Annotated in this window: 20 protein-coding genes; 4 read left to right on the top strand and 16 right to left on the bottom strand. The window is 54.0% G+C overall.

Annotated features, from left to right (window positions below; all coding sequences use genetic code 11):
• The first annotated feature begins 4 nt into the window (after positions 1-4).
• Positions 5-382, top strand: a complete 378-nt coding sequence (gene apaG / locus AAGR08_RS15555; protein WP_097094965.1) for a Co2+/Mg2+ efflux protein ApaG — start codon at positions 5-7, stop codon at positions 380-382.
• Positions 383-431: 49 nt separating this feature from the next.
• Entirely contained in the window at positions 432-1,301 is an 870-nt protein-coding gene (apaH, locus tag AAGR08_RS15560; RefSeq protein WP_345827287.1) for a bis(5'-nucleosyl)-tetraphosphatase (symmetrical) ApaH, read from the top strand.
• A gap of 47 nt (positions 1,302-1,348) precedes the next feature.
• On the opposite strand, the gene folA is transcribed toward apaH, so the two are convergent.
• The 10 genes from folA to ribF form a co-directional block, all read right to left on the bottom strand.
• Complete coding sequence (gene folA, locus AAGR08_RS15565) at positions 1,349-1,828, bottom strand: type 3 dihydrofolate reductase (protein WP_097094967.1); 480 nt, start codon at positions 1,826-1,828, stop codon at positions 1,349-1,351.
• A gap of 285 nt (positions 1,829-2,113) precedes the next feature.
• A complete protein-coding gene (locus AAGR08_RS15570) occupies positions 2,114-3,256 on the bottom strand; it encodes an autotransporter domain-containing protein (protein ID WP_097094968.1) in 1,143 nt (380 codons plus the stop codon).
• 236 nt (positions 3,257-3,492) lie between these two features.
• Entirely contained in the window at positions 3,493-6,717 is a 3,225-nt protein-coding gene (gene carB, locus AAGR08_RS15575; protein ID WP_345827288.1) for a carbamoyl-phosphate synthase large subunit, read from the bottom strand.
• A 13-nt stretch (positions 6,718-6,730) separates the two neighbouring features.
• Entirely contained in the window at positions 6,731-7,879 is a 1,149-nt protein-coding gene (gene carA, locus AAGR08_RS15580; protein ID WP_097094970.1) for a glutamine-hydrolyzing carbamoyl-phosphate synthase small subunit, read from the bottom strand.
• A 469-nt stretch (positions 7,880-8,348) separates the two neighbouring features.
• On the bottom strand, positions 8,349-9,164 hold the full coding sequence (gene dapB, locus AAGR08_RS15585; RefSeq protein WP_345827289.1) for a 4-hydroxy-tetrahydrodipicolinate reductase: 816 nt from the start codon (positions 9,162-9,164) through the stop codon (positions 8,349-8,351).
• Positions 9,165-9,387: 223 nt separating this feature from the next.
• Positions 9,388-10,341 (bottom strand): 4-hydroxy-3-methylbut-2-enyl diphosphate reductase, encoded by a 954-nt coding sequence (ispH, locus tag AAGR08_RS15590; protein WP_064737614.1) that lies wholly within the window; start codon positions 10,339-10,341, stop codon positions 9,388-9,390.
• Positions 10,322-10,792, bottom strand: a complete 471-nt coding sequence (fkpB, locus tag AAGR08_RS15595) for an FKBP-type peptidyl-prolyl cis-trans isomerase (protein WP_097094972.1) — start codon at positions 10,790-10,792, stop codon at positions 10,322-10,324. Before fkpB ends, ispH begins: the two co-directional genes overlap by 20 nt.
• 3 nt (positions 10,793-10,795) lie before the next feature.
• Positions 10,796-11,296 (bottom strand): signal peptidase II, encoded by a 501-nt coding sequence (lspA, locus tag AAGR08_RS15600; RefSeq protein WP_097094973.1) that lies wholly within the window; start codon positions 11,294-11,296, stop codon positions 10,796-10,798.
• Positions 11,296-14,115: an isoleucine--tRNA ligase gene (ileS, locus tag AAGR08_RS15605; RefSeq protein ID WP_345827290.1), complete on the bottom strand. Its 2,820-nt coding sequence runs from the start codon at positions 14,113-14,115 to the stop codon at positions 11,296-11,298. The genes lspA and ileS overlap by 1 nt, the downstream gene beginning before the upstream one ends.
• 27 nt (positions 14,116-14,142) lie before the next feature.
• Positions 14,143-15,081: a bifunctional riboflavin kinase/FAD synthetase gene (gene ribF / locus AAGR08_RS15610; protein ID WP_097094975.1), complete on the bottom strand. Its 939-nt coding sequence runs from the start codon at positions 15,079-15,081 to the stop codon at positions 14,143-14,145.
• Positions 15,082-15,399: 318 nt separating this feature from the next.
• Between ribF and rpsT the strand changes: the two genes are divergently transcribed.
• Entirely contained in the window at positions 15,400-15,663 is a 264-nt protein-coding gene (rpsT, locus tag AAGR08_RS15615; RefSeq protein WP_036619798.1) for a 30S ribosomal protein S20, read from the top strand.
• A 61-nt stretch (positions 15,664-15,724) separates the two neighbouring features.
• Here rpsT and nhaR read toward each other — a convergent pair whose 3' ends face one another.
• The 4 genes from nhaR to dnaK all read right to left on the bottom strand — a co-directional run bounded on the left by nhaR (position 15,725) and on the right by dnaK (position 21,204).
• Positions 15,725-16,618 (bottom strand): transcriptional activator NhaR, encoded by an 894-nt coding sequence (gene nhaR, locus AAGR08_RS15620; protein WP_345827291.1) that lies wholly within the window; start codon positions 16,616-16,618, stop codon positions 15,725-15,727.
• 37 nt (positions 16,619-16,655) lie between these two features.
• Positions 16,656-17,834, bottom strand: coding sequence for a Na+/H+ antiporter NhaA (nhaA, locus tag AAGR08_RS15625; protein ID WP_345827292.1), 1,179 nt, complete (start codon positions 17,832-17,834; stop codon positions 16,656-16,658).
• A 227-nt stretch (positions 17,835-18,061) separates the two neighbouring features.
• Positions 18,062-19,195, bottom strand: a complete 1,134-nt coding sequence (dnaJ, locus tag AAGR08_RS15630; RefSeq protein ID WP_097094978.1) for a molecular chaperone DnaJ — start codon at positions 19,193-19,195, stop codon at positions 18,062-18,064.
• A gap of 104 nt (positions 19,196-19,299) precedes the next feature.
• On the bottom strand, positions 19,300-21,204 hold the full coding sequence (dnaK, locus tag AAGR08_RS15635) for a molecular chaperone DnaK (RefSeq protein ID WP_097094979.1): 1,905 nt from the start codon (positions 21,202-21,204) through the stop codon (positions 19,300-19,302).
• Between the two features lie 298 nt (positions 21,205-21,502).
• Between dnaK and satP the strand changes: the two genes are divergently transcribed.
• A complete protein-coding gene (satP, locus tag AAGR08_RS15640) occupies positions 21,503-22,063 on the top strand; it encodes an acetate uptake transporter (protein ID WP_345827293.1) in 561 nt (186 codons plus the stop codon).
• A 33-nt stretch (positions 22,064-22,096) separates the two neighbouring features.
• Here satP and AAGR08_RS15645 read toward each other — a convergent pair whose 3' ends face one another.
• Entirely contained in the window at positions 22,097-23,407 is a 1,311-nt protein-coding gene (locus tag AAGR08_RS15645; protein WP_345827294.1) for an MFS transporter, read from the bottom strand.
• 111 nt (positions 23,408-23,518) lie between these two features.
• Positions 23,519-24,106 (bottom strand): molybdopterin adenylyltransferase, encoded by a 588-nt coding sequence (gene mog / locus AAGR08_RS15650; RefSeq protein ID WP_345827295.1) that lies wholly within the window; start codon positions 24,104-24,106, stop codon positions 23,519-23,521.
• Between the last annotated feature and the right edge of the window lie 56 nt (positions 24,107-24,162).

Below are 24,162 nucleotides of genomic sequence, written 5' to 3' on the forward strand. Positions count from 1 at the left end.
GTGCATGAGTGAATTGGCCCGCGTCTGTGTCCATGTACATAGTCAGTATGTGGAGTCGCAATCCTTGCCCGACGAGGATCGCTACGTGTTTGCCTACACCATCACCATCCGCAATTTAGGGCGCAGCAGCGTACAGCTGCGCAGCCGCTATTGGCTCATCACTAATGGCAACGGTCGCGAGACTGAAGTGCAAGGTGAAGGCGTGGTCGGCGAACAGCCGCACATTGCTGCCGGCGGCGAATATCAGTATACCAGCGGCGCAGTTCTGGAAACGCCGATGGGCACCATGCAGGGCCACTATGTGATGATCGATGACGCGGGAGAAGAGTTCCACGTCGAGATCCCGGTGTTCCGACTTGCGGTGCAAACCCACATTCATTAATCCTCCCCCGCCCGGCCAGTCCGGGCGGCGCGTTTTCATCGGACTGACAATGAGTACATACCTGATTGGCGATATTCATGGCTGTTATGACGAGCTTCGTGCGCTATTGGCGCAGGTAGATTTCGATCCGCAGCACGACACTCTATGGCTTACCGGCGATCTGGTGGCGCGCGGCCCCGGCTCGCTTGAGGTGCTGCGCTACGTGAAATCGCTGGGAGATTGCGTACGCTTAGTGCTGGGCAATCACGATCTGCATCTGCTCGCTGTGTATGCGGGAATCAGCCGTAATAAGCCGAAGGATCGCCTGACGCCGCTGCTGGAAGCCGATGATGCCGATGAACTGATCAACTGGTTACGCCGTCAGCCGCTATTGCAGGTGGATGAAGAGAAGAAACTGTTGATGGCTCATGCCGGCATTACGCCGCAGTGGGATCTGGACACGGCGCAAATGTGCGCGCGCGAAGTAGAAGCAGTGCTTTCCAGCGACAGCTATCCGCTGTTTCTCGACGCCATGTACGGCGACATGCCTAATAACTGGACGCCGGAGCTTAGCGGGCTAGCACGCCTGCGGTTTAGCACCAATGCGCTGACGCGCATGCGCTTCTGCTTCCCAAATGGCCAGCTGGATATGATTTGCAAGGAATCCCCGGAATCTGCACCACCGCCGCTGAAGCCGTGGTTTATGGTGCCGAGCAAGATCGACAGCGACTACACGCAGATTTTTGGTCATTGGGCGTCACTGGAGGGGAAAGGTACACCGGAACACGTTATTGGTCTGGATACCGGTTGCTGCTGGGGCGGAACACTGACGCTGCTGCATTGGGAAAGCAAACACTATTACGTGCAAGCCTCCAATCGCGAGCAGGCGATGGCGGAAAGTGCGGTCAGCGCACACCCACCGTTAAGCGATACGCCATAAATAAAAAAGGTCGCCATGCATGGCGACCCTACGAATAACAAATGTAATCAACGGCGATCCAGAATCTCGAAGCAGTAGCTGTGTGAGTTCTGCTCATCGGCATCGTGGAATTCGCTGAAGGTAGATTGCCACTCATCCGGCTCGTAATCCGGGAACTGCGTATCCCCTTCCACTTCCGCGTCGATATGCGTCAGATACAGACGATCTGCGCGCGCCAGCATCTGCTCGTAAACGCGTCCACCGCCAATCACCATCATCTCGTCAACATCACCTGCGGCTTTCACTGCTTCTTCCAGCGACGTTACCCAGGTAACGCCTTCATGGTTGCCTGGCTGGCTGCTGACCACAATGTTCAGACGCCCAGGCAGCGGACGACCGATAGATTCAAAGGTCAGACGGCCCATAATCACCGGCTTATTCAAGGTATTACGCTTAAACCACGCCAGATCAGCAGGCAGGTTCCAAGGCATGGCGTTTTCCATACCGATAATGCGATCCGCAGCCAGCGCCGCGATCAGACTAATCATGTTAAAAGACCTACAGGAAAAAATTGGCGCCATCATACGTAAAGGCGAAACTTTCGTCGATAGGCCGCCCCCGCTATTTGCGTAAAGCTCCGATGCCACCGCACTTTTGTTATTGGACAGAGTTTTGCACCGACTTTTCCAGCAATAGCGGGGAGAGGCGCCAGAAATTGCTGGTGAGACGGCACAACTCAGCGCATCACGGCAGATCGTGGGTAGCGCAGTGTAAAGAAAAGCGCACTCTGTGCGATAAAAGAAAACGGCTCCCGCGGGAGCCGTTAAGACAGGTTAGAAATCGTAGCGCAGACGCACGAGGTTTACGTTACCCAGTGATTTATCGGTGCTAGATGTGATGACATATTCGTAATCAACACGGAAGCCATAGTCGAGCTGTGCGCTCACGCCAACCCCATTGTCGATACGTTTGTAATCACGTCCGTTGACGAACTCCAGACGGTCACCCATGAAGTAAGGCTGGATGGATTTCACCGCGTACTGACCAATCGGGAATTTGTAACCTGCGAAGTATTCAACGCCCCACGCGTCATCGGCGAAGTAGTTGTTGACGGTATTGCGTTTGGTAGGCGAGAAGTTCTCATACCAACCGGCGCCGGCTGACAGCGTCCAGTTATCCGGCGTCCAGCTCAGTGCGGTACCGTAGATATTCTGGTCGTAGCGCTTGCTGTCGCCGTTGCCTGGATTATGGATATCAGCACGGGTGTAGTTCCACGCGGTGCCCCATGCCAGATCTTTGGTGATGTGGTAGTTAACACCCAACGAGCCACCGCCTTTACGCTTGTAGCGCAGGCCATTTCCCGGCAGGAAATCATCATCTTCAAACAGATATGCCGCGTACACATCCGCATCACCGAAGGTGTTTTTGTACTTCAGCATTTTGCGTGAACGATAAGAACCGTCGTAGTCACCATTGATGCCGTTGCCCGGTGCCTGGGCCAGCATATCGTAGTCCCAGATATCGGTTTTCGCGCCTACTACATCGTAATAAACGCTGTTCTGCTGACCAAAGTAGAGTTCACCCAAAGAGGCGCTTTTGAAGCCGGTATAGAGCTGGCGACGCGTGGTATTGTTAGCACCATCAGCATGATGATTATCCCATCCCCACCATGCAGGGAAATTAACACCCAGCTCGTAATAACCTACCCAACTCACGTCATCAAACAGGTAGTAGTTAGCGGTAAAACGGAAACGTGAACCACCATCATAACCATTGCGTTTGTATGATTGGTCGTTAACCCCGTTCTGATGCTGGAACTGTGGACGAATACTGCCGCCCACTTTGAAGTCAAGACGGCTAAGCGGATCGCCTGCCTGTGGATCCTGCTTCAGCAGAGTGATTTCCGCCTGGCTAGCAAGTGGCGCCGCTGCGAGTAATGCAGCAATAGCGCTGAGAGTGAAAGCACGCATTTTCATTTTTTATTCCCAGTAAAGGTGAGCGCTCTATTGATGAGCGAGCGAAATAGTACGGTGCGCTTACTGGGTTGTTATTTATAATTTTGTGCGGATATTCCTGGATGTAACAGTTTCCGCATCAACTGATAAATACTATGTCAAATTAATATGATTTTTACAGATAACGATATTTGCCTGGTCACTAAAGGCAAAAAAAACGGCCCACACAGGAGCCGTTTTCATACCGCAATGTCTGCTTAGCCTTTAATTTGTGCGTGCATTTCCTGCACTGAGATAACTTGCTCAGTCGGATCGGCATTAAGCGCCATCGCCGTCGCAAAACCGCCGTTCAGCGTGGTGTCGTAATGCACTTTATATTGCAGCGCGCTGCGACGAATCAGCTTGGAGTCTTCAATTGCCTGACGTCCCGCCGTGGTGTTCACGATATAGGCATATTCGCCATTCTTCAGACGATCCTGAATGTGTGGACGACCTTCGTGCACCTTGTTCACCAGACGAGGATTAATACCCGCTTCGCCCAGCACCACTGCGGTGCCGTGTGTCGCATCCAGCTCGAAACCAAACTTCTGCAGCTTCGCCGCCAGGTCGACGATACGTTTCTTATCGCCTTCACGCACCGACAACAGTGCACGACCGGTTTTCTTCATGTTGCTCTGCGCGCCTAGCATCGCTTTCGCAAAGGCTTCCGCGAAGGTACGACCCACGCCCATCACTTCACCGGTAGAGCGCATTTCCGGGCCAAGAATCGGGTCAACGCCTGGGAACTTGTTGAACGGCAGCACCACTTCTTTCACCGAGTAATACGGTGGAATCACTTCTTTGGTGACGCCCTGCTCCGCCAGCGTTTTGCCTGCCATTACGCGCGCCGCCACTTTGGCTAGCGCCACGCCGGTGGCTTTCGACACGAACGGTACGGTACGTGCGGCACGCGGGTTAACCTCAATCAGGTAAACCTCGTTGTCCTTCACCGCAAACTGCACGTTCATCAAGCCGCGTACATTCAGCTCAAAGGCCAGTTTCTCGACCTGCTGACGCATGACGTTCTGGATTTCCGTGCTCAGCGTGTAGGCCGGCAGTGAACACGCAGAGTCACCGGAGTGCACGCCCGCCTGCTCGATGTGCTCCATAATGCCGCCAATCAGCACGCGCTCGCCGTCGCAAATCGCATCGACATCCACTTCAACCGCATCGTCGAGGAAGCGATCCAGCAGTACTGGCGCATCATTAGAGACGGAAACCGCAGTTTGGAAGTAGCGCTTCAGGTCAATTTCATCGTAAACGATTTCCATCGCGCGGCCGCCCAGCACATAAGAAGGACGCACCACCAGCGGATAGCCGATGCCGGCCGCTTTTTCTACCGCCTGCTCCAGCGTAGCCACGGTGGCGTTCGCTGGTTGCTTCAGGCTCAGGCGATCAACCGCCTGCTGGAAACGCTCACGGTCTTCTGCACGGTCAATCGCATCCGGGCTGGTGCCAATCACCGGCACGCCAGCCGCTTCGAGCGCGCGCGCCAGTTTCAGCGGCGTCTGGCCACCGTACTGCACGATCACGCCTTTTGGCTGCTCAATGCGCACGATTTCCAGCACGTCTTCGAGGGTAACGGGTTCGAAGTACAGGCGGTCTGAGGTATCGTAATCGGTCGATACGGTTTCCGGGTTACAGTTAACCATGATGGTTTCGTACCCGTCTTCACGCAGTGCCAGCGCGGCATGCACACAGCAGTAATCGAACTCGATGCCCTGACCGATACGGTTTGGACCGCCGCCCAGAATCATGATTTTTTCACGATCCTGGTTTGGATTGGCTTCGCACTCTTCCTCGTAGGTGGAGTACATATACGCAGTATCGGTGGCGAATTCAGCGGCGCAGGTATCAACGCGCTTGTAGACCGGATGCAGGTTAAATTGCTGACGCAGCTTGCGGATTTCACCTTCTGAAACGCCCGCCAGCGCAGCCAGGCGCACATCGGCAAAGCCTTTACGCTTCAACGCGCGCAGGAATTCGGCACTGAGCGAGTTCACGCCTTCGCGCTCAACTCGCTCTTCCAGACGCACCAGCTCTTCAATCTGTACCAGGAACCAGCGGTCGATGTTGGTGAGATTGAATACGCCATCCACTGACATGCCGGCGCGGAAGGCATCGGCGATGTACCAGATACGGTCAGAACCGGCATCTTTCAGTTCACGGCGGATGCGCGTTAAGGCCTCGGGATCGTCCAGGCTGACTTTTGGGTCAAAACCGTTGGCGCCGACTTCGAGACCACGCAGCGCTTTCTGCATCGATTCCTGGAAAGTACGGCCAATCGCCATCACTTCACCCACCGATTTCATCTGCGTCGTCAGACGATCGTTGGCACCGGCAAACTTCTCGAAGTTAAAGCGAGGAATCTTGGTCACGACGTAGTCGATTGACGGTTCGAATGATGCCGGCGTTAAGCCGCCGGTGATGTCGTTCATCAGCTCATCGAGGGTAAAGCCTACCGCCAGCTTTGCGGCCACTTTTGCAATCGGGAAGCCGGTAGCTTTCGAGGCCAGCGCCGAAGAGCGCGACACGCGCGGGTTCATTTCGATGACGATCATACGGCCATCTTTCGGGTTCACCGAGAACTGCACGTTAGAACCGCCGGTTTCTACACCGATTTCACGCAGTACCGCCAGCGAGGCGTTACGCATGATTTGATACTCTTTGTCGGTCAGGGTTTGCGCTGGTGCCACGGTGATGGAGTCGCCGGTGTGAATGCCCATCGCATCGAAGTTTTCGATTGAGCAGACGATGATGCAGTTGTCGTTTTTATCACGCACCACTTCCATCTCGTACTCTTTCCAGCCAATCAGCGACTCATCAATCAGCAGCTCATTGGTTGGCGACAGATCCAGACCGCGTTCGCAAATCTCTTCGAACTCTTCGCGGTTATAGGCGATACCGCCGCCGGTGCCGCCCATGGTAAAGGAAGGACGGATGATACACGGGAAGCCAACGTCTTCGGCCACCGCCAGCGCTTCTTCCATATTGTGCGCAATACCGGAACGCGCCGTGCCGAGACCAATGCTTTTCATCGCCACGTCAAAACGGCGGCGATCTTCGGCTTTGTCAATCGCATCGGCGGTGGCACCAATCATGGTCACGCCGAACTCCGCCAGCACGCCCTGACGCTCCAGCTCCAGCGCACAGTTCAGCGCTGTCTGGCCGCCCATGGTTGGCAATACTGCATCCGGGCGCTCTTTTTCGATAATTTTGCGTACCACTTCCCAGTGAATCGGCTCGATGTAGGTGGCATCGGCCATTTCCGGGTCGGTCATGATAGTGGCCGGGTTCGAGTTCACCAGAATGACGCGGTAACCCTCTTCGCGCAGCGCTTTACACGCCTGCGCACCGGAGTAGTCAAATTCGCATGCCTGGCCGATGACGATCGGGCCAGCGCCAAGGATCAGGATGGATTTTATGTCTGTACGTTTTGGCATCAATGGCTCCTGATTACTTCGCGTTAGAACGGTAAGCTTCGATCAGTTCGATAAAGTGATCGAACAGCGGCGCCGCGTCGTGCGGGCCTGGGCTCGCTTCCGGGTGTCCCTGGAAGCTGAAGGCCGGTTTGTCGGTGCGGTGAATACCCTGCACGGTTTGGTCGAACAGCGACACATGCGTCACGCGCAGATTCGCTGGCAACTGGCTGTCATCAACCGCAAAACCGTGGTTCTGCGCGGTAATCATCACGGTATTGTTATCGAGATCTTTCACCGGATGGTTCCCGCCGTGGTGGCCGAGTTTCATCTTGACGGTTTTGGCACCGCTCGCCAGCGCTAACAGCTGGTGGCCGAGGCAGATACCAAATACGGGAATGTCCGTTTTCAGGAACGCCTGAATGGCCTTAATGGCGTAGTCGCACGGCTCAGGATCACCAGGACCGTTCGACAGGAAAATACCGTCTGGATTAAGTGCCAACACGTCTTCCGCCGAAGTTTGTGCCGGTACCACCGTCAGGCGGCAGCCGCGATCCACCAGCATGCGCAGGATGTTGCGCTTAGCGCCGTAATCGTACGCCACCACATGGAACGGCAGCGCTTCAGCGCTTTTTTGCTCCGGCAGGTCGCCTTCCAGCGTCCAGCTGCCCTGCTGCCACGCGTAAGTTTCTGCGGTGGTGACTTCTTTCGCCAGATCCATCCCTTTCAGGCCCGGGAACGCCTGCGCTTTCTGCAGCGCCAGTGCGGCATCCGGATTATCGCCCGCAATAATGCAGCCGCTCTGTGCACCTTTCTCACGCAGCAAACGGGTCAGTTTGCGCGTATCGATATCGGCGATGCCGACGATGTTATTGCGCTGCAGATAAGCTGACAGGCTTTCTTCACTGCGGAAGTTGCTGGTAATCAGCGGCAGATCGCGAATAACGAGGCCTTGTGCATGAATTTGGCTGGATTCTTCATCAGCGGCGTTAACGCCAACATTGCCGATATGGGGATAAGTGAGGGTAACGATTTGGCGGGAATAGGAAGGATCAGTGAGGATTTCTTGATAACCGGTCATTGAAGTGTTGAAAACAACTTCTCCCACTGCCGACCCCGTAGCCCCGATGGCCCGACCGTGGAATTGGGTTCCGTCTTCCAGAACCAAGAGCGCTGACTTAATCAAAACATCCTCCAGGGAATAAACAGTCACAATATTTGCATATTAATTCAAAAGCAGTGCCAGAATCAATGCAAAACCCGCCTGAGTACTCGAATTTTGGCAAATTGCGCGCATTCTAATGATCGGCCTGCGCCTTGTCTACACCATGAGGTTATTTTTTTGTATATTTCGGGCACCTGAATGTTAAAAATGGCGAAAGACGATAAAAGAGTGAGATAACTCGGAAAAATAATCGGTTGCCTGACGGCAATGATTACAAAGCGGTGCTAACTCGCATAAATTTTTGACCAAATGGTCAAAAATGACCTTTTTAAGCCTGATAATTATGCTAAAACAATCAAAAACAACAAACTCATAGAGATAATGACTCAAGATGTCCTTTTTCACATAAAATAAAGGGCAATGATCACATTGCCCTCGTCAATCAAGGTCTTACCGATTGAAATAACCACATCACGATGGTTCACAACACTCACAACATCGATAAATCCAGCACATCACGCATATCATAAAGGCCAGATTTCTTACTCTTAAGCCAGCTTGCCGCCTTAACTGCGCCATTTGCGAAGGTCATACGGCTGGAAGCCTTGTGGGTAATCTCTACGCGCTCGCCAATATCTGCAAACATCGCAGTATGCTCACCGACGATATCGCCCGCGCGCACCGTAGCAAAACCGATGGTTTGCGCTTTACGCTCGCCGGTATGGCCTACACGGGCATAGACCGCGTGCTCATCCAGATTCCAGTTCATAGCATCGGCAATCGCTTCGCCCATCGCCAGCGCGGTTCCTGAAGGTGCATCAACTTTATGACGATGGTGCGCTTCGACGATTTCAATATCCGCGTAGTCGCCCATCACTTTTGCCGCTTGCTGCAGCAGGTTCAGCACCAGATTAACGCCGACGCTGAAGTTGGCGGCAAACACAATGCCAATCTCTTCTGCCGCCGCGCTAATCGCGGCTTTACCGGCTTCATCAAAGCCGGTGGTACCGATCACCATCGCCTTTTTATGCTGGCGGCAAAACGTCAGATACTCCAGCGTGCCTTCCGGACGGGTGAAATCGATCAGCACATCGAAGTCGTTGACCACTTGTCGCAGATCGTCGGTGACAATCACGCCGGTTTTACCAATGCCCGCCAGTTCACCGGCATCTACACCCAGCAGCGATGAACCGCTACGTGCCAATGCCGCACCGAGTGCGACACCTTCCGCCTGCTGAACGGCCTGAATCAAATTGCGTCCCATGCGACCCGGCGCACCAACGATAGCAATGCGGATTTCACTCATAATTATTCATTCCTGATACAAATCTATGCATATAAAGCGTAAACAGGTTAACGGTCCGATAACCGTCACGCCACAATAATAAAGGGATAATAAGAATTTTATGCCAGCCGCGGAACATTATCAGTAAAAGCAATCTCGCATGCTGGAAGTGGGATTTTCCGTGGCGACAGACAAAGAAAAGGCCGAACAATGTCGGCCTGATTTCTACTGCGGCGTGAACCGCTTACTGCACGTTGCGCACGTCGACGCGCAGTTCTTTCGGTACTTCAAACACGATGTTCTCTTCGCGACCAATCAGCTCAATGGCGGCTTCACCACCAAGCTCGCGCAAACGTTGAATCACCTGCTGCACCAGAATGTCCGGCGCTGATGCCCCCGCGGTAACGCCGATGACCTGCTTATCTTTAACCCACTCTTCCTGGATGTCATCCGCTGAATCAATCAGCTTCGCCAGCTTGCCAGCACGCTGCGCCAGTTCCGCCAGCCGGTTGGAGTTAGAGGAGTTTTTCGAACCCACCACCAACACCACTTCGGCATCACGCGCCAGCACGCGCACCGCTTCCTGACGATTGGTAGTGGCGTAGCAGATGTCATCTTTACGTGGGCCGATAATCGCCGGGAAGCGCTGACGCAAGGCATCAATCACGTCCGAGGTATCATCAACGGAAAGCGTGGTCTGCGTCATAAAGCACAGGTTGCTCTCATCTTTCACATTCAGCTTGAAGACGTCTTCCGGAGATTCCACCAAATACATGCCGCCGTTCGGATTGCTGTATTGGCCCATGGTCCCTTCCACTTCAGGATGACCCGCATGACCAATAAGAATGGCTTCAACACCTTTACGGCTGGCGCGCGCCACTTCCATATGCACTTTAGTCACCAGCGGACAGGTGGCATCAAACAGCATGGTAAGGTTACGTGCTTTGGCTTCAGCGCGAACTGCTTGTGATACACCGTGCGCGGAGAAGATCAGAATCGCGTTGTCCGGCACTTCGGCGATCTCTTCAATGAAGATTGCACCGCGCTCGCGCAGGCTGCTCACCACGTAGCGGTTATGTACTACTTCGTGACGCACGTAGATGGGCGCGCCGTACATCTCCAGCGCGCGCTCAACGATGCTGATGGCGCGATCAACGCCTGCGCAGAAACCGCGTGGGTTAGCTAACAGGATTTGCATCGTTGGCCTCCAGCACCGGATCAATCTCCAGCACTTCAATGTCGAACTGAATGCGTTGACCCGCCAGCGGATGGTTAAAATCCACGGTGATCGAGTCACCAGAAACTTCACGGATCACACCCGGCATTTCGCTACCGCCCCTGCCGCTGAACAGCATGATGGCGCCCACTTCCGGTTCGCCCGCATCGTTGAAGTCACGACGCGAGAAGTACTGAACCAGGTCAGGACTGGTGCCGCCAAACGCATCTTCCGGTTCCAGAGTAAAGGCGTGCTTATCACCCACTTTACGCCCGATGAGATGCTGTTCCAGCGCGGCCGATAAGCTGCCATCACCCAGACGGAACAGCGCAGGTTTGCCGTTGGCGCGCGTGGATTCAGCTGTCGAGCCATCTTCCAGCTTCAGTGTAAAATGCACCAGCAACGCGCTATCGCGCTGAACTAAGTCTGTCATCTTTTATTCCTTAGCCGGTTTGCCGTTCGGGCTGAGAAAACCTTCTAACACCACCAGCGCCGCCCCGATGCAGATGGCGCAATCGGCGATATTAAAGGTTGCGAAGTGCCAGTCACCGACATAGAAGTCGATAAAATCGACCACAAAGCCGTGATATGAACGGTCAAACAGGTTGCCTAACGCCCCGCCGATAATCAGCGCGTAGGCGATATTGGTTAACTTGTTAGCGGCGCGGTTGCGATACATCATCACCAGCAGCGCCACCACGATAGCAATGGCGATACCGGCAAAGAACCAGCGCTGCCAGCCGCCTTTATCCGCCAGGAAGCTAAACGCCGCGCCGTAGTTGTGCGCGTAGAACAGATTCAGGAACGGCATAAGTGGCTGCGTTTCATGCAGCATCATGTTGTTGATGACCCACATCTTGCTACCAAAATCGATGGCAATCACCACCAGCACCAGCCACAGCCAGCGCAAACCGGTTGAACAAAGCGCTTTACTCATCAGGCAAATTTCCGCTGTTCGCCATTACCGGCAACGTTGGTATAGCAACGACCGCATACTGCAGCGTGCTCGGGATTCTGGCCTACATCGGTAGTGTAATGCCAGCAGCGCGGACATTTCTCGCCTTCAGCTTTGTGCAGCGCGATTTTCAGACCTTTTAACAACTCGCTCTGCTGCGCTTCATCGCTGGCTGTGGCGTAATCCGCTACGGTTGCGCCTGAGGTTAGCAGCACAAAGCGCAGCTCATCGCCCAGCGCCTGCAGCTTGGCTGCCAGCTCGGCATCCGCGTACAGCGTGACCGTGGCTTCCAGCGCACCACCGATGCGTTTATCGCTACGTGCCTGTTCAATAACCTTGTTCACTTCGCCACGCACTTTCAGCAGGTCATCCCAGTAGGCGTCGTTCAGCGCTTCGTTATCCGCTAAACCAAACAGGCCTTGATACCACTCTTCGGTGAACACGTATTTCACGCGATCGCCCGGCAGATAACCCCAGATTTCATCGGCGGTGAAGGACATGATGGGTGCCATCCAGCGCACCAGCGCTTCCACAATGTGCCACAGCGCGGTTTGGCAGCTGCGACGCGCCAGGCTATCGCCTTTCGCGGTGTACTGACGATCTTTGATCACATCGAGATAGAACGAGCCCATTTCGATGGAGCAGAAGTGCATCAGGCGCTGCACCACTTCATGGAAATCATAGTTCTCGTAGGACTGCACGATATCCTGCTGCGCTGCCAGCGCACGGCCGACCGCCCAGCGATCTACCACGACCATTTCTTCCGGCTTCACGCAGTCGGTCGCCGGATTGAAGCCAGCGAGGTTAGCCAGCAGGAAACGCGCGGTGTTACGGATACGACGATAGCTATCCGCGGCACGCTTGAGGATTTCGTCGGATACCGCCATCTCACCAGAGTAATCGGTTGAGGCAACCCACAGACGCAGAATGTCCGCGCCCAGCTTATCCATGACGTCCTGCGGTGCCACGGTGTTGCCGATGGATTTCGACATCTTGCGGCCCTGACCGTCAACGGTAAAGCCGTGCGTTAGTACCTGACGATAAGGCGCTTTGCCTTTCATTGCCGTGGAAATCATCAGGGAAGACATGAACCAGCCGCGATGTTGATCCGACCCTTCCAGATACATATCTGGCGTGTGGCCACCAAACTCTGGACGCGCATCCACCACCGAGTAGCTGGTCGATCCGGAGTCAAACCAGACGTCTAAGGTATCTGGCACTTTCATGTAGTGATCAGCGTCGTCGCCCATGAGATCGCGTGGATCGAGATCCCACCATGCCTGGATGCCGTCCTGCTCAACCCGTTTGGCGACTTTTTCCATCAGCTCCAGGGTATCTGGGTGCAGCTGCTCGCTCTCTTTATGCACGAACAGCGCCATCGGCACGCCCCACGTACGCTGACGTGAGATACACCAGTCTGGACGGTTGGCCACCATCGCTTCGATACGCGCCTGGCCCCAATCCGGAATCCACTGCACGCCTTTAATCTCTTTCAGCGACTGCGCACGCAGGCCTTTCTGATCCATGCTGATGAACCATTGCGGCGTAGCGCGGAAGATGATCGGCGTTTTGTGACGCCAGCAGTGCGGATAGCTGTGCAGCAGTTTCTCAACGTGCAGCAACGCGCCCTTCTCTTTCAGCAGCTCAACGATCATGTCGTTGGCTTTAAAGACGTTCACGCCATCCAGCGTAGGATACGTGCCTGGCAGATAAGCGCCGTCCGGACCAACCGGATTGGCGGTTTCCAGGCCATATTTCTGACCGATCACATAGTCATCCGGGCCGTGACCAGGTGCAGTGTGTACCGCACCGGTACCGGCTTCCAGGGTTACGTGTTCACCCAGAACTACTTTGGATTGGATCTGCTCAAGGAACGGATGCTGGAACAGTTGCAGCTCAAGTGCCGCGCCGTTGCATTCGCCCAGCACTGTCCAGTCGCTGATGCCGGCGCGCTTCATCACGCTTTCAACCATCTCTTTAGCGAGGATCAGGCTGCGGCTTTCAATCTGCAGCAGCTGGTATTCAAATTCCGGATGCAGCGAGATACCGCGGTTGGCCGGCATGGTCCACGGCGTGGTGGTCCAGATAACCAGCGAAACCGGGCCTTCTGAGCGGGTTACACCAAACTTTGCGCGTACCGCGTCAGCATCAACGGCATTGAACATCACGTCGATGGACGGTGAGGTTTTGTCGTAGTACTCGACTTCCGCTTCAGCCAACGCAGAACGGCAATCCATGCACCAGTGCACCGGCTTGGCGCCTTTGTGCAGATGCCCGTTGCCGATGATTTTACCCAGCGCGCGGATGATGTTGGCTTCAGTCTGGAAATTCATCGTCAGGTAAGGACGATCCCAGTCGCCTAATACGCCGAGACGGATGAAGTCATTTTTCTGACCTTCTACCTGCTCAGCCGCATATTGACGGCAAGCTGCACGGAATTCAGCCGCGCTCACTTTCTCGCCCGGCTTACCGATCATCTGCTCAACTTTGTGTTCAATCGGCAAGCCGTGGCAGTCCCAACCAGGAACGTACGGCGAGTCATAGCCCGCCATGCCTTTCGACTTAACGATAATGTCTTTCAGAATCTTGTTAACTGAGTGACCAATATGAATGCTGCCGTTCGCATAAGGAGGGCCATCATGCAGAATAAAGGTTTTTTTCCCTTTTTTGGCTTCGCGGATGATGCCGTACAGGTTGTCATCATACCAACGTTGCAGCATTCCCGGTTCACGCTTGGCCAGATCGCCACGCATCGGGAACCCCGTTTCCGGCAAATTCAGGGTAGATTTATAGTCACTCATCAGATTCTCGATTCCGTATTTCGGTCATTAAACCGGTGTTTTTAGCCCAAAGAATTGGCGGGCCGTCACCACATCTTTCGCAATTTGTTCTTTCAACGCGTCCAGCGAAGCGAAACGCTGTTCATCGCGAATCTTCTGTTTCAGCACCACTTCAATGTGACGCCCATAAAGATTCATATGTGTGTCAAGCAGATGAACTTCAAGCTGCTGACGTAAACCTTTCACCGTTGGACGTGTACCAATATTTGCCACGCCCGGCAGCGGCTGTTCGCCGAGGCCTAAAACTTCAACCGCGAACACGCCTTTCACCGGCGTAACGGTACGCCTTAAAGGAAGGTTAGCCGTAGGAAAACCGATGGTGCGCCCAAGTGCATCACCGTGCACTACGCGGCCTGAGATGCTGAATGGATGGCCCAGCAGCGCTTCAGCTTGCGCAAAATCATCCTGCGCTAGCGCCTGACGAACACCTGTGCTGCTGATACGCTTGCCGCTATCACAAAAAGTCTGGGTGCTGATGACCTCAAAGCCATACTCCGCACCGGCTTTCTGTAATAACAGGAAATCCCCCTGGCGACCAGCGCCAAAGCGGAAATCATCGCCGACCGCGAGGAATTTAACGTTCAGCTTATCGACCAACAGCTCAGAGATAAAACTCTGCGCTGAATGCGCAGCAAAGCGGCGATCGAAACGCACGCAGAGCACTGCATCGACGCCCGCTTGTTCGAGGTATTTCAGTTTTTCACGTAAACGCGTGAGGCGCGCCGGGGCTTTATCGCCAGCGAACAATTCAAGCGGTTGTGGCTCGAACAGCATCACCACCACCGGCAGATTGCGTTGTCGTCCTTCGGCAATCAGTTGCGCCATCAAAGCCTGGTGGCCGCGATGTACGCCGTCGAAATTACCAATGGTCAGGACGCAGCCGCGATGCTGCTCTTTCAGATTATAAATACCGCGGATAAACTTCATGGCTGACTCAAACCGGTGGAAATCGGCGGATTATACCCTTGAATGGCGTTGAGGTTAACCCGTATACGTGCCTTTCCTGCTTCTGAAGCGGGTTAATCCGTATGTGGCCAGTCGCTTAGCAAGGATCTGAAGATTTTTGCTGCGAAATACTGTATTCAACGACGCGTTGCTGGTAGAATCCTGCGCCATCAATTACGTAATCGAGTGTTGTTACTAAAACGACGCTTATTTGCACAAATCCATTGACATAAGAAGGCGCAAAAGGCATAGTCCTCGGCCTTTGATTTGTCCATATAGATCACATTTGGGAGTTGGACCTTGGCTAATATCAAATCAGCTAAGAAACGCGCCGTAACATCTGAGAAACGTCGCAAGCATAACGCAAGCAACCGTTCAATGATGCGTACTTTCATCAAGAAAGTATACGCGGCTATCGCAACAGGCGACAAAGCTGCTGCGCAGAACGCATTCAACGAAATGCAACCACTCGTGGACCGTCAGGCTGCTAAAGGTCTGATCCACAAAAACAAAGCTGCACGTCATAAAGCAAACCTGACTGCACAGATCAACAAACTGGCTTAATCGCCCGTCTGTTAATCGCTTTGTAGAAAGAACCGGCGCTTAGCCGGTTTTTTTATGCCTGTCATTGCGTGGTAAACAGCGTACTGAAATCGCGATGGCAAATCCGCTGTACCGCCGGATGCTGGATCATACGTTCGGCAAAGATCACGTGATACTCTTCCAGCACCGTATCTAAACGCCCAATTTCCCGGATAGCATCATCACGATAGATGTCTGCGCCGTACAGTGAGGGGGCGACGAAAATCGCGTTATTTAGCGCACCAAACGCCTTCATCAATGCCGCATCATCAAATTCCCCTAGAATCTCCACCTGCAAACCCTGGCTATGAATCCAGTTCAGCAGTTTGCGTCCGAGCATGGAGCGCCGTCCCGGAATCAACAAGCGTCGCGCTTCCAGACAAGCGGGAAACGGCATGGTTGGCAACGGGGTGTGACACCAGAAGCTAACTGGACACTCACCAAGTTTGACCGAAAACAGCCCTTCCTGCTGCGTGGAATCAATCGGGCAATCGGAGAGGATCATATCCAGCTTATGCTGGCTGAGCTGCTCCAGCAGCATCTCGTGTGTCGATTCAAAGCAGCGCAGATGGATTCTCTCATCAGCGACCACCGCAGCTTCCAGCACCTTGCTCACCAACTGCTTAGACAGCGCATCCGCGACGCCCACGTCAAACAGCAGATGCGACTCTTTGCGGTAGTTAACGATATCGAGCATCTCCTGGCTCAACATGAACATGCGGTCGGCGTAGCGGAACACCAATTGTCCGAGTTCTGAAGGCACTAAGCCGCGTCCCTGACGGCGAAACAGCACGCCGCCTAACTGCTCTTCCAGTGACTTAATCTGGCCGGTAACGGTTTGTGGCGCAAGGCACAGCACATCTGCCGCCCGCACCACCGAACCGGTTTTGCACACCTGCCAGAAATAGTAGAGATGATTGAAGTTAAGCTGATTCATCGGCAAAAAAAGAGGGCTTGCGCCCTCTTTCCTCTCTTTAACGCAGTTTGATGTGCAGCAGCGTATAACCGATCACCGCTGAGAGCATTGAGCCGCTAAGAATCCCCAGTTTGGAGAAGGTCACCAGTTGCTCATGTGCGGCATCAAAGGCCAGCGAGCTGATAAATATCGACATGGTGAACCCAATACCGCACAGCACGCCAATCGCCATGATATCGCGTATCGTAGTGCCTGCAGGCAGCACCGCCAGCCGCCACTTCACCGCCAGCCAGCAGAACAGCGTAATACCCAACGGTTTACCGACCAGCAATCCCAGAATGATACCGAGCGGTTCTGGCGACAGCGTATCCATAAAGGTAATGCCGCTCAGTGAAATACCGGCATTCGCAAAGGCAAACAGCGGCAGAATCAGCCAGTTTACCCATGGCATCAAGCCATGCGCTAAATGCTCAGCCGGTGAATGGCCGTTCTTCTCTTCCAGCGGCACGAAGAAGCCGACAACAACGCCCGCCAGCGTGGCGTGCACGCCAGATTTCAGCACCGCAGTCCACAGCACTATGCCGACCAGCATATAGATCGCGATATTGCGTACACCACAGCGATTAAGAATCGCCAGCAGCACAATTGCCCCCGCCGCCACGCTCAGCGACAGTACAGAGAGATCGCTGGTATAGAACAGCGCGATAATCACGATGGCGCCGAGGTCATCAATAATCGCCAGCGCCATCAGGAATACTTTCAGCGCGGTCGGAACACGACTTCCCAATAGAGCCAGCACGCCTAAAGCAAAGGCAATATCGGTAGCAGTGGGAATCGCCCAGCCATTGCGTGCAATAGGATCGCCATGGTTTAACGCAAAAAATATCAGTCCCGGTAAAACCATGCCGCCGAGCGCAGCAATAACCGGAAATATGGCGCGATCGCGGCTGGCCAGTTCGCCAGTAACCAGTTCGCGTTTCACTTCTAAGCCGATCACCAGGAAAAACAGCGCCATCATAGCGTCATTGATCCAAAGCAGCAGGTTTTTGCTGATATCTAATGCGCCAAAGCGAATTTGTACCGGTTGCGCAAGCAATGATTGATAGCCCTGAGCGGTCTCCGCGCTGTTCGCTAATATCATTGCCACCACGGCGGCCAGAATCAGTACCAGGCCATTACTGGCATCACTGGCGATGAAGCTTTTCAGCAAGCTTCGAATACTGCGGGGTTTGTTCACAACTCCTCCTGAGTAGAGACATTTGGCTGAGAAGTGTAGCGATTCAAACACCTCGTTAAAAGCAGCTTATTTCTCAGTAATTGCTCGATAATACCGATTTTTAGCAGGTTTTTTTGGCTTACATCAATTCCGGCAAAATTGAGAATATATCAGGAGCGGCAGGTTAACAGCGAAACATAAAAAAAGCGGAGAGTTTCCTCTCCGCTTCGTTAGCATGCCTGGCGAGATTAACGTGTCAGATCGTCAAAGAACTTTTTCACGCCATCGAAGAAGCTTTTGGAGCGCGGGCTGTTTTTCTCGCCGCCTGCACCACCAAAGCTCTCTTCCAGTTCGCGCAGCAGCGCTTTCTGTTTGTCATTAAGGCTCACTGGCGTTTCTACCACCACACGACACAGCAAATCGCCTACCGCACCGCCACGTACCGATTTCACCCCTTTACCCCGCATCCGGAACAGTTTGCCGGTTTGCGTTTCAGAAGGCACTTTCAGGTTTACGCGGCCATCAAGGGTTGGCACTTCAATCTCGCCGCCCAATGCTGCCATAGCAAAGTTGATCGGAACTTCGCAGTACAGGTTGTTATCTTCACGCTCAAAGATCGGGTGTTTTTTCACCGAAACCTGAACGTAGAGATCGCCCGCCGGTGCACCGTGCTCGCCCGCTTCACCTTCACCGCTCAAGCGAATGCGATCGCCGGTGTCGACGCCCGCCGGGATTTTCACCGATAGGGTTTTACTGCGCTCAACACGACCGTGACCATGACAAGCATTGCACGGATCTTTGATCACCGAACCGCGACCATGGCAGGTTGGACACGCCTGCTGCACGGTGAAGAAACCCTGGCGCATCTGCACCTGGCCCGCTCCGTGACAGGTTGAGCATGTCTGCGGTTTGGTGCCCGCTTTGGCGCCGCTGCCGTGGCAGACATCGCACTCTTCCAGCGTAGGAATGCGGATCTCTTTGGTCACGCCGCGTACCGCTTCTTCCAGCGTTAGCTCCATGTTGTAGCGTAAATCGGCGCCACGAGAGGCACGCTGACGGCGGCCACCACCAAAAATATCGCCAAATACGTCGCCAAAGATATCGCTGAAATCAGCACCGCCGCCGCCGAAGCCACCGCCGCCACCCATACCACCTTGTTCAAAGGCTGCATGACCGTATTGGTCGTAGGCCGCACGCTTCTGCGCATCGGTCAGGATTTCGTAGGCTTCCTTAATTTCTTTAAACTTCGCTTCGGCTTCTTTATTGTCCGGGTTACGGTCCGGATGGTATTTCATCGCCAGGCGCTTATAAGCCTTTTTGATTTCACGCTCATCTGCGGATTTAGAGACGCCTAAGATCTCGTATAAATCACTCTTAGCCATATTTGTTCTGCCCTTAACATGATCGCACGGGCGTGGAGAAATCTCCTACGCCCGTGCTGGTTTCAACGGCTGTCAGGCCAGCCGTCGCGCCCGGTCAGGGGCAATTATTTTTTGTCTTTTACTTCTTCGAATTCAGCGTCGACTACGTCGTCATCTTTCTTCGCAGAAGCATCGCCAGCGTCAGCTGCCTGACCCTGCTGCTGTGCCAGCTCCATCAGTTTGCTGGACACTTCCATCAATGCCTGCATTTTGGCTTCGATTTCAGCTTTATCTTCGCCTTTCAGCGCGGTGTTAAGCTCGGTCAGTGCCGCTTCGATCGGTGCTTTATCGTCAGCAGACAGCTTGTCGCCCGCTTCATCTAACTGCTTACGGGTGCTGTGCGAAATCTGATCGCCCTGGTTACGGGTCTGCACCAGCTCTTCGAACTTACGGTCAGACTCGGCGTTCGCTTCCGCGTCACGCACCATTTTTTCGATCTCTTCCTCGTTCAGACCAGAAGACGCCTTAATGGTGATCTTCTGCTCTTTACCGCTGTTTTTGTCTTTCGCAGACACGTGCAGGATACCATCCGCATCGATATCGAAGGTGACTTCGATCTGCGGCATACCGCGCGGTGCAGCCTGAATACCGTCGAGGTTGAACTGGCCCAGTGATTTGTTATCACCCGAACGTTTACGCTCACCCTGCAGCACGTGAATGGTCACGGCAGACTGGTTATCTTCAGCCGTCGAGAACACCTGGCTGTGTTTCGTTGGGATGGTGGTGTTCTTGCTGATCAGCGAGGTCATCACGCCGCCCATGGTTTCGATACCCAGCGACAGCGGAGTAACGTCCAACAGCAGTACGTCTTTCACTTCACCCGCTAACACGCCACCCTGAACCGCAGCACCAACGGCAACTGCTTCATCCGGGTTCACGTCTTTACGTGGCTCTTTACCAAAGAACTCAGTGACTTTGGCCTGAACCATTGGCATACGCGTTTGACCGCCAACCAGGATCACGTCGTTGATGTCTGAAACCGACAGACCCGCATCCTGCAGAGCGACTTTCAGCGGCTCGATAGAACGCGCAACCAGATCTTCAACCAGTGATTCCAGTTTCGCACGGGTCACTTTGATGTTCAGGTGCTTAGGACCGGTTGCATCAGCCGTGATGTACGGCAGGTTAACGTCGGTCTGCTGCGCAGAAGACAGCTCGATCTTCGCTTTCTCAGCGGCTTCTTTCAGACGCTGCATTGCCAGTGGATCGTTGTGCAGATCGATACCCTGATCTTTCTTAAATTCAGCCACCAGGTAGTTAATCAAACGGCTATCGAAGTCTTCACCACCAAGGTGGGTATCACCGTTGGTTGCCAGCACTTCAAAGGTTTTCTCGCCATCAACGTCATCGATCTCGATGATTGAGATATCGAAGGTACCGCCACCCAGGTCATAAACCGCGATAGTACGGTTGCCTTGACCTTTGTCCAGACCATAAGCCAGCGCGGCTGCGGTTGGTTCGTTGATGATACGTTTTACTTCCAGACCTGCGATACGGCCGGCGTCTTTAGTCGCCTGACGCTGCGCATCGTTGAAGTAAGCTGGAACGGTAATAACCGCTTCGGTTACTGCTTCACCGAGGAAATCTTCCGCGGTTTTCTTCATTTTTTTCAGCACTTCAGCAGAGATCTGCGGCGGTGCCATTTTCTGGCCTTTTACATCCAGCCATGCGTCGCCGTTATCAGCGCCGATAATTTTGTAAGGCATGATTTTGATATCACGCTGTACTTCTTCGTCCTGGAAGCGACGGCCAATCAGGCGCTTGATCGCAAACAGGGTATTTTGCGGGTTGGTCACAGACTGACGTTTAGCCGGTTGACCTACCAGAGTTTCGCCATCTTGTGCATACGCAATGATCGACGGCGTGGTGCGATCGCCCTCGGCGTTTTCCAGCACGCGTGCTTTACCACCATCCATAACCGCAACACATGAGTTGGTTGTACCCAAGTCAATACCAATAATCTTACCCATCTAAACGTCTCCTACTTAAATTCTTTGCCAATTTGGGTTGTGAAACAGAGATGCGGTCAAACTGACCACTTTCAACTGCTGGAGCAGGCTTTTTTTTGCTGCCTCACAACGCTCGATGACAACTAAATGGGGCCGGTTCGATGCGCATCAAGGGTTAAAACTAAAAAAAATTTCATTCTCTGCGCGATTAAGATCAAAGTTGGCCAAAATGAGGTTGATTATTATGCAGCGCCTCGCGCCCCCAGCGGTATGCGTGGGTAAACATTAAAAATATCTTAAACGCTGCTTCTGAGGAATTATGAGCAACACTACGCTGGCGAATCCCGCCCCGTTGGGCCTGATGGGATTCGGTATGACTACCATCCTGCTCAATTTACACAACACCGGTCTGTTCGCGATGGATGTGATCATCCTGGCAATGGGCATTTTTTATGGCGGCATCGCGCAAATTTTTGCCGGGCTGCTGGAGTACAAAAAAGGCAATACCTTCGGGCTGACCGCCTTCACCTCTTACGGCAGCTTCTGGTTAACGCTGGTCGCCATCCTGCTGCTGCCGAAACTGGGAGTGGCTGCCGCGGCGGATGGCCACTTCCTCGGCGCGTATCTGGCGCTGTGGGGGATTTTCACCGCGTTTTTATTTTTCGGCACGCTGAAGTCAGCGAAAATGCTGCAGTTTGTGTTTGCCAGCCTGGCGCTGCTGTTTGCGTTGCTGGCAATCGGACATCTGGCTGACAACGCTGGCTTAATACGTTTTGCCGGCTGGATTGGCATCATTTGCGGATCGAGCGCGTTCTATCTGGCGATGGGCGAAGTCCTGAACGAAAAGTTTGGCCGCAGCGTGTTGCCAATCGGTGATTAAAAAAACGCGGAGCCTGTTGGGCTCCGCGTTTTTTTATGAAGAGTGCAGCGACACATCCAGCTGTGCATGCCGCTGGCGGCTATCTCGCCACAGCCAAACGCCCACCAGAAAACCCATCACCGCTAACGCCAGCACATACCACGCGGGTGCCATCGGCGTCAGACTCATCATTAGCGTCACGCTAATCGGCGTCAGTCCACCAAAAATGGCGTATGAGACATTGTACGAGAAAGAGATGCCGGTAAAGCGCACCGCCGCCGGAAACGCCCGCACCATAACAAAAGGCACCACGCCCACCACGCCGACGCTCAAACCCGCTAAGCCATACCAGACAAACAACATTTCTGGTGTGTTGCCCAGCTGATGGAAGAAGTTCCAGCTCGCGATGGCCAACAGTATCGAACCCACCACCAACGTACGCGCCGCGCCAAAGCGATCCACCAGCCATCCGGCGATGATGCACCCCAGCAACAGCATAATGGTAGCGACACTGTTGGCTTGCAGGCTGAGCGCCGCTGAAATGCCATGCTGTTTCTGCATCAGCGTGGGCGCCATCAAAATCACCACCACAATGCAGGCTGACAGCAGCCAGGTGAGCAGCATCGAAATTACGATGCCGCGCTTATGACTGGTGAGAATGGTTTGCAGCGGCAATTTATCTGCCAGCGCTTTACGCTGCTGCAGCTGCTGGAACACCGGCGTTTCATGCAGCCAGCGGCGCAAATACATTGCCAGCAGGCCAAATATACCGCCGAGGAAAAACGGAATGCGCCAGCCGTGATCGCGAATTGCCGCCGGGGATAGAGCGGTATTCAGCACGGTTGCCACCAGCGAACCCAACAGAATGCCGGCGGTTAATCCGGCTGTTAGCGTGCCGCAGGCAAAGCCGATGCGTTTCTCAGGCACATGTTCGGCCACAAACACCCACGCGCCAGGCACCTCACCACCAATCGCGGCGCCTTGCAGCACGCGCATCAGCAGCATTAACAACGGCGCAGCGATGCCGATGCTGGCATAGGTTGGCAGCGCACCCATCGCCAACGTGGGCAACGCCATCAGCAGAATACTCAGGCTAAACATCTTCTTGCGCCCGACCTTGTCACCAAAGTGCGCCATGATGATGCCGCCCAGTGGACGCGCCAGATAGCCAGCGGCAAAGATGGCGAAGGTTTGCACCTGGCGCAACCATTCGGGGATGTCTGGCGGGAAAAATAGCTCGCCAATGACGGCGGCAAAGAAGACAAATATAATGAAGTCGTAGAATTCCAGCGCCCCGCCAAGGGCGGCTAGCGACAGCGTTTTGTAATCCTGTCCATTGAGTCGACGCGAGGTGTGCGAATCCATAATCCAGCAGTATCCAAAGGCTAAACAGACGTTTGTAAAGATTGAATTACTATACCGTCAATATTTTGCCACACCAGCGCTGCTAGATTTTATGCCTGAAAATGCCGATCTTTAGTTATTTGTCTCACGGCGGGCGCTTTTAGGGCGAAAAGCTGCTACGACGTCGCGATGCGTTTCCACATATGGCCCTTCAAGCAACTGTAAACAATAAGGTACAGCGGCAAAAACCCCCGGCACTTTGACCGTTCCATCGTCAGCTTTCAGCCCCTCCAGCGTCTCTTTGATGGATTTCGGCTGGCCCGGCAAATTGAGGATCAATGACTGCTTGCGGATCACACCAACCTGACGCGAAAGTATCGCCGTGGGTACGAACTGCAGGCTGATCTGGCGCATCTGCTCGCCAAAACCCGGCATTTCACGATCGGCGACCGCCAGCGTGGCGTCGGGCGTTACATCGCGCCGCGCCGGTCCGGTACCGCCGGTGGTGAGCACCAAATGACAGAACAGCTCGTCGACCAGTTCGCAGATCGCCTGCTCAATCATCGGCTGCTCATCCGGCACCAGCCGCGTTTCGATTTCAAACGGCGTGGCAAGCGCGGCGGCGAGCCAGCTTTCCAACGCTGGAATGCCCTGATCCTGATAGATGCCGTTTGCCGCACGATCGGAAACGGAAATTAAGCCAATACGTAAAGTATCCATAGTGTTATCGCTGTGTAGGCTGCAAATGGGGGAAATGAAAAGGATAATACAGTAGC

It is taken from the genome of Pantoea sp. BRR-3P (genome assembly GCF_039621635.1).
Classification (GTDB): domain Bacteria; phylum Pseudomonadota; class Gammaproteobacteria; order Enterobacterales; family Enterobacteriaceae; genus Pantoea; species Pantoea floridensis.

Coding starts and splice junctions, on each gene's coding strand:
- apaG (WP_097094965.1), top strand. CDS start 5: ATGAGTGAATTGGCCCGCGTCTGTGTCCATGTACATAGTCAGTATGTG.
- apaH (WP_345827287.1), top strand. CDS start 432: ATGAGTACATACCTGATTGGCGATATTCATGGCTGTTATGACGAGCTT.
- folA (WP_097094967.1), bottom strand. CDS start 1,828: ATGATTAGTCTGATCGCGGCGCTGGCTGCGGATCGCATTATCGGTATG.
- AAGR08_RS15570 (WP_097094968.1), bottom strand. CDS start 3,256: ATGAAAATGCGTGCTTTCACTCTCAGCGCTATTGCTGCATTACTCGCA.
- carB (WP_345827288.1), bottom strand. CDS start 6,717: ATGCCAAAACGTACAGACATAAAATCCATCCTGATCCTTGGCGCTGGC.
- dapB (WP_345827289.1), bottom strand. CDS start 9,164: ATGAGTGAAATCCGCATTGCTATCGTTGGTGCGCCGGGTCGCATGGGA.
- ispH (WP_064737614.1), bottom strand. CDS start 10,341: ATGCAAATCCTGTTAGCTAACCCACGCGGTTTCTGCGCAGGCGTTGAT.
- fkpB (WP_097094972.1), bottom strand. CDS start 10,792: ATGACAGACTTAGTTCAGCGCGATAGCGCGTTGCTGGTGCATTTTACA.
- lspA (WP_097094973.1), bottom strand. CDS start 11,296: ATGAGTAAAGCGCTTTGTTCAACCGGTTTGCGCTGGCTGTGGCTGGTG.
- ileS (WP_345827290.1), bottom strand. CDS start 14,115: ATGAGTGACTATAAATCTACCCTGAATTTGCCGGAAACGGGGTTCCCG.
- ribF (WP_097094975.1), bottom strand. CDS start 15,081: ATGAAGTTTATCCGCGGTATTTATAATCTGAAAGAGCAGCATCGCGGC.
- nhaR (WP_345827291.1), bottom strand. CDS start 16,618: ATGAATCAGCTTAACTTCAATCATCTCTACTATTTCTGGCAGGTGTGC.
- dnaJ (WP_097094978.1), bottom strand. CDS start 19,195: ATGGCTAAGAGTGATTTATACGAGATCTTAGGCGTCTCTAAATCCGCA.
- dnaK (WP_097094979.1), bottom strand. CDS start 21,204: ATGGGTAAGATTATTGGTATTGACTTGGGTACAACCAACTCATGTGTT.
- satP (WP_345827293.1), top strand. CDS start 21,503: ATGAGCAACACTACGCTGGCGAATCCCGCCCCGTTGGGCCTGATGGGA.
- AAGR08_RS15645 (WP_345827294.1), bottom strand. CDS start 23,407: ATGGATTCGCACACCTCGCGTCGACTCAATGGACAGGATTACAAAACG.
- mog (WP_345827295.1), bottom strand. CDS start 24,106: ATGGATACTTTACGTATTGGCTTAATTTCCGTTTCCGATCGTGCGGCA.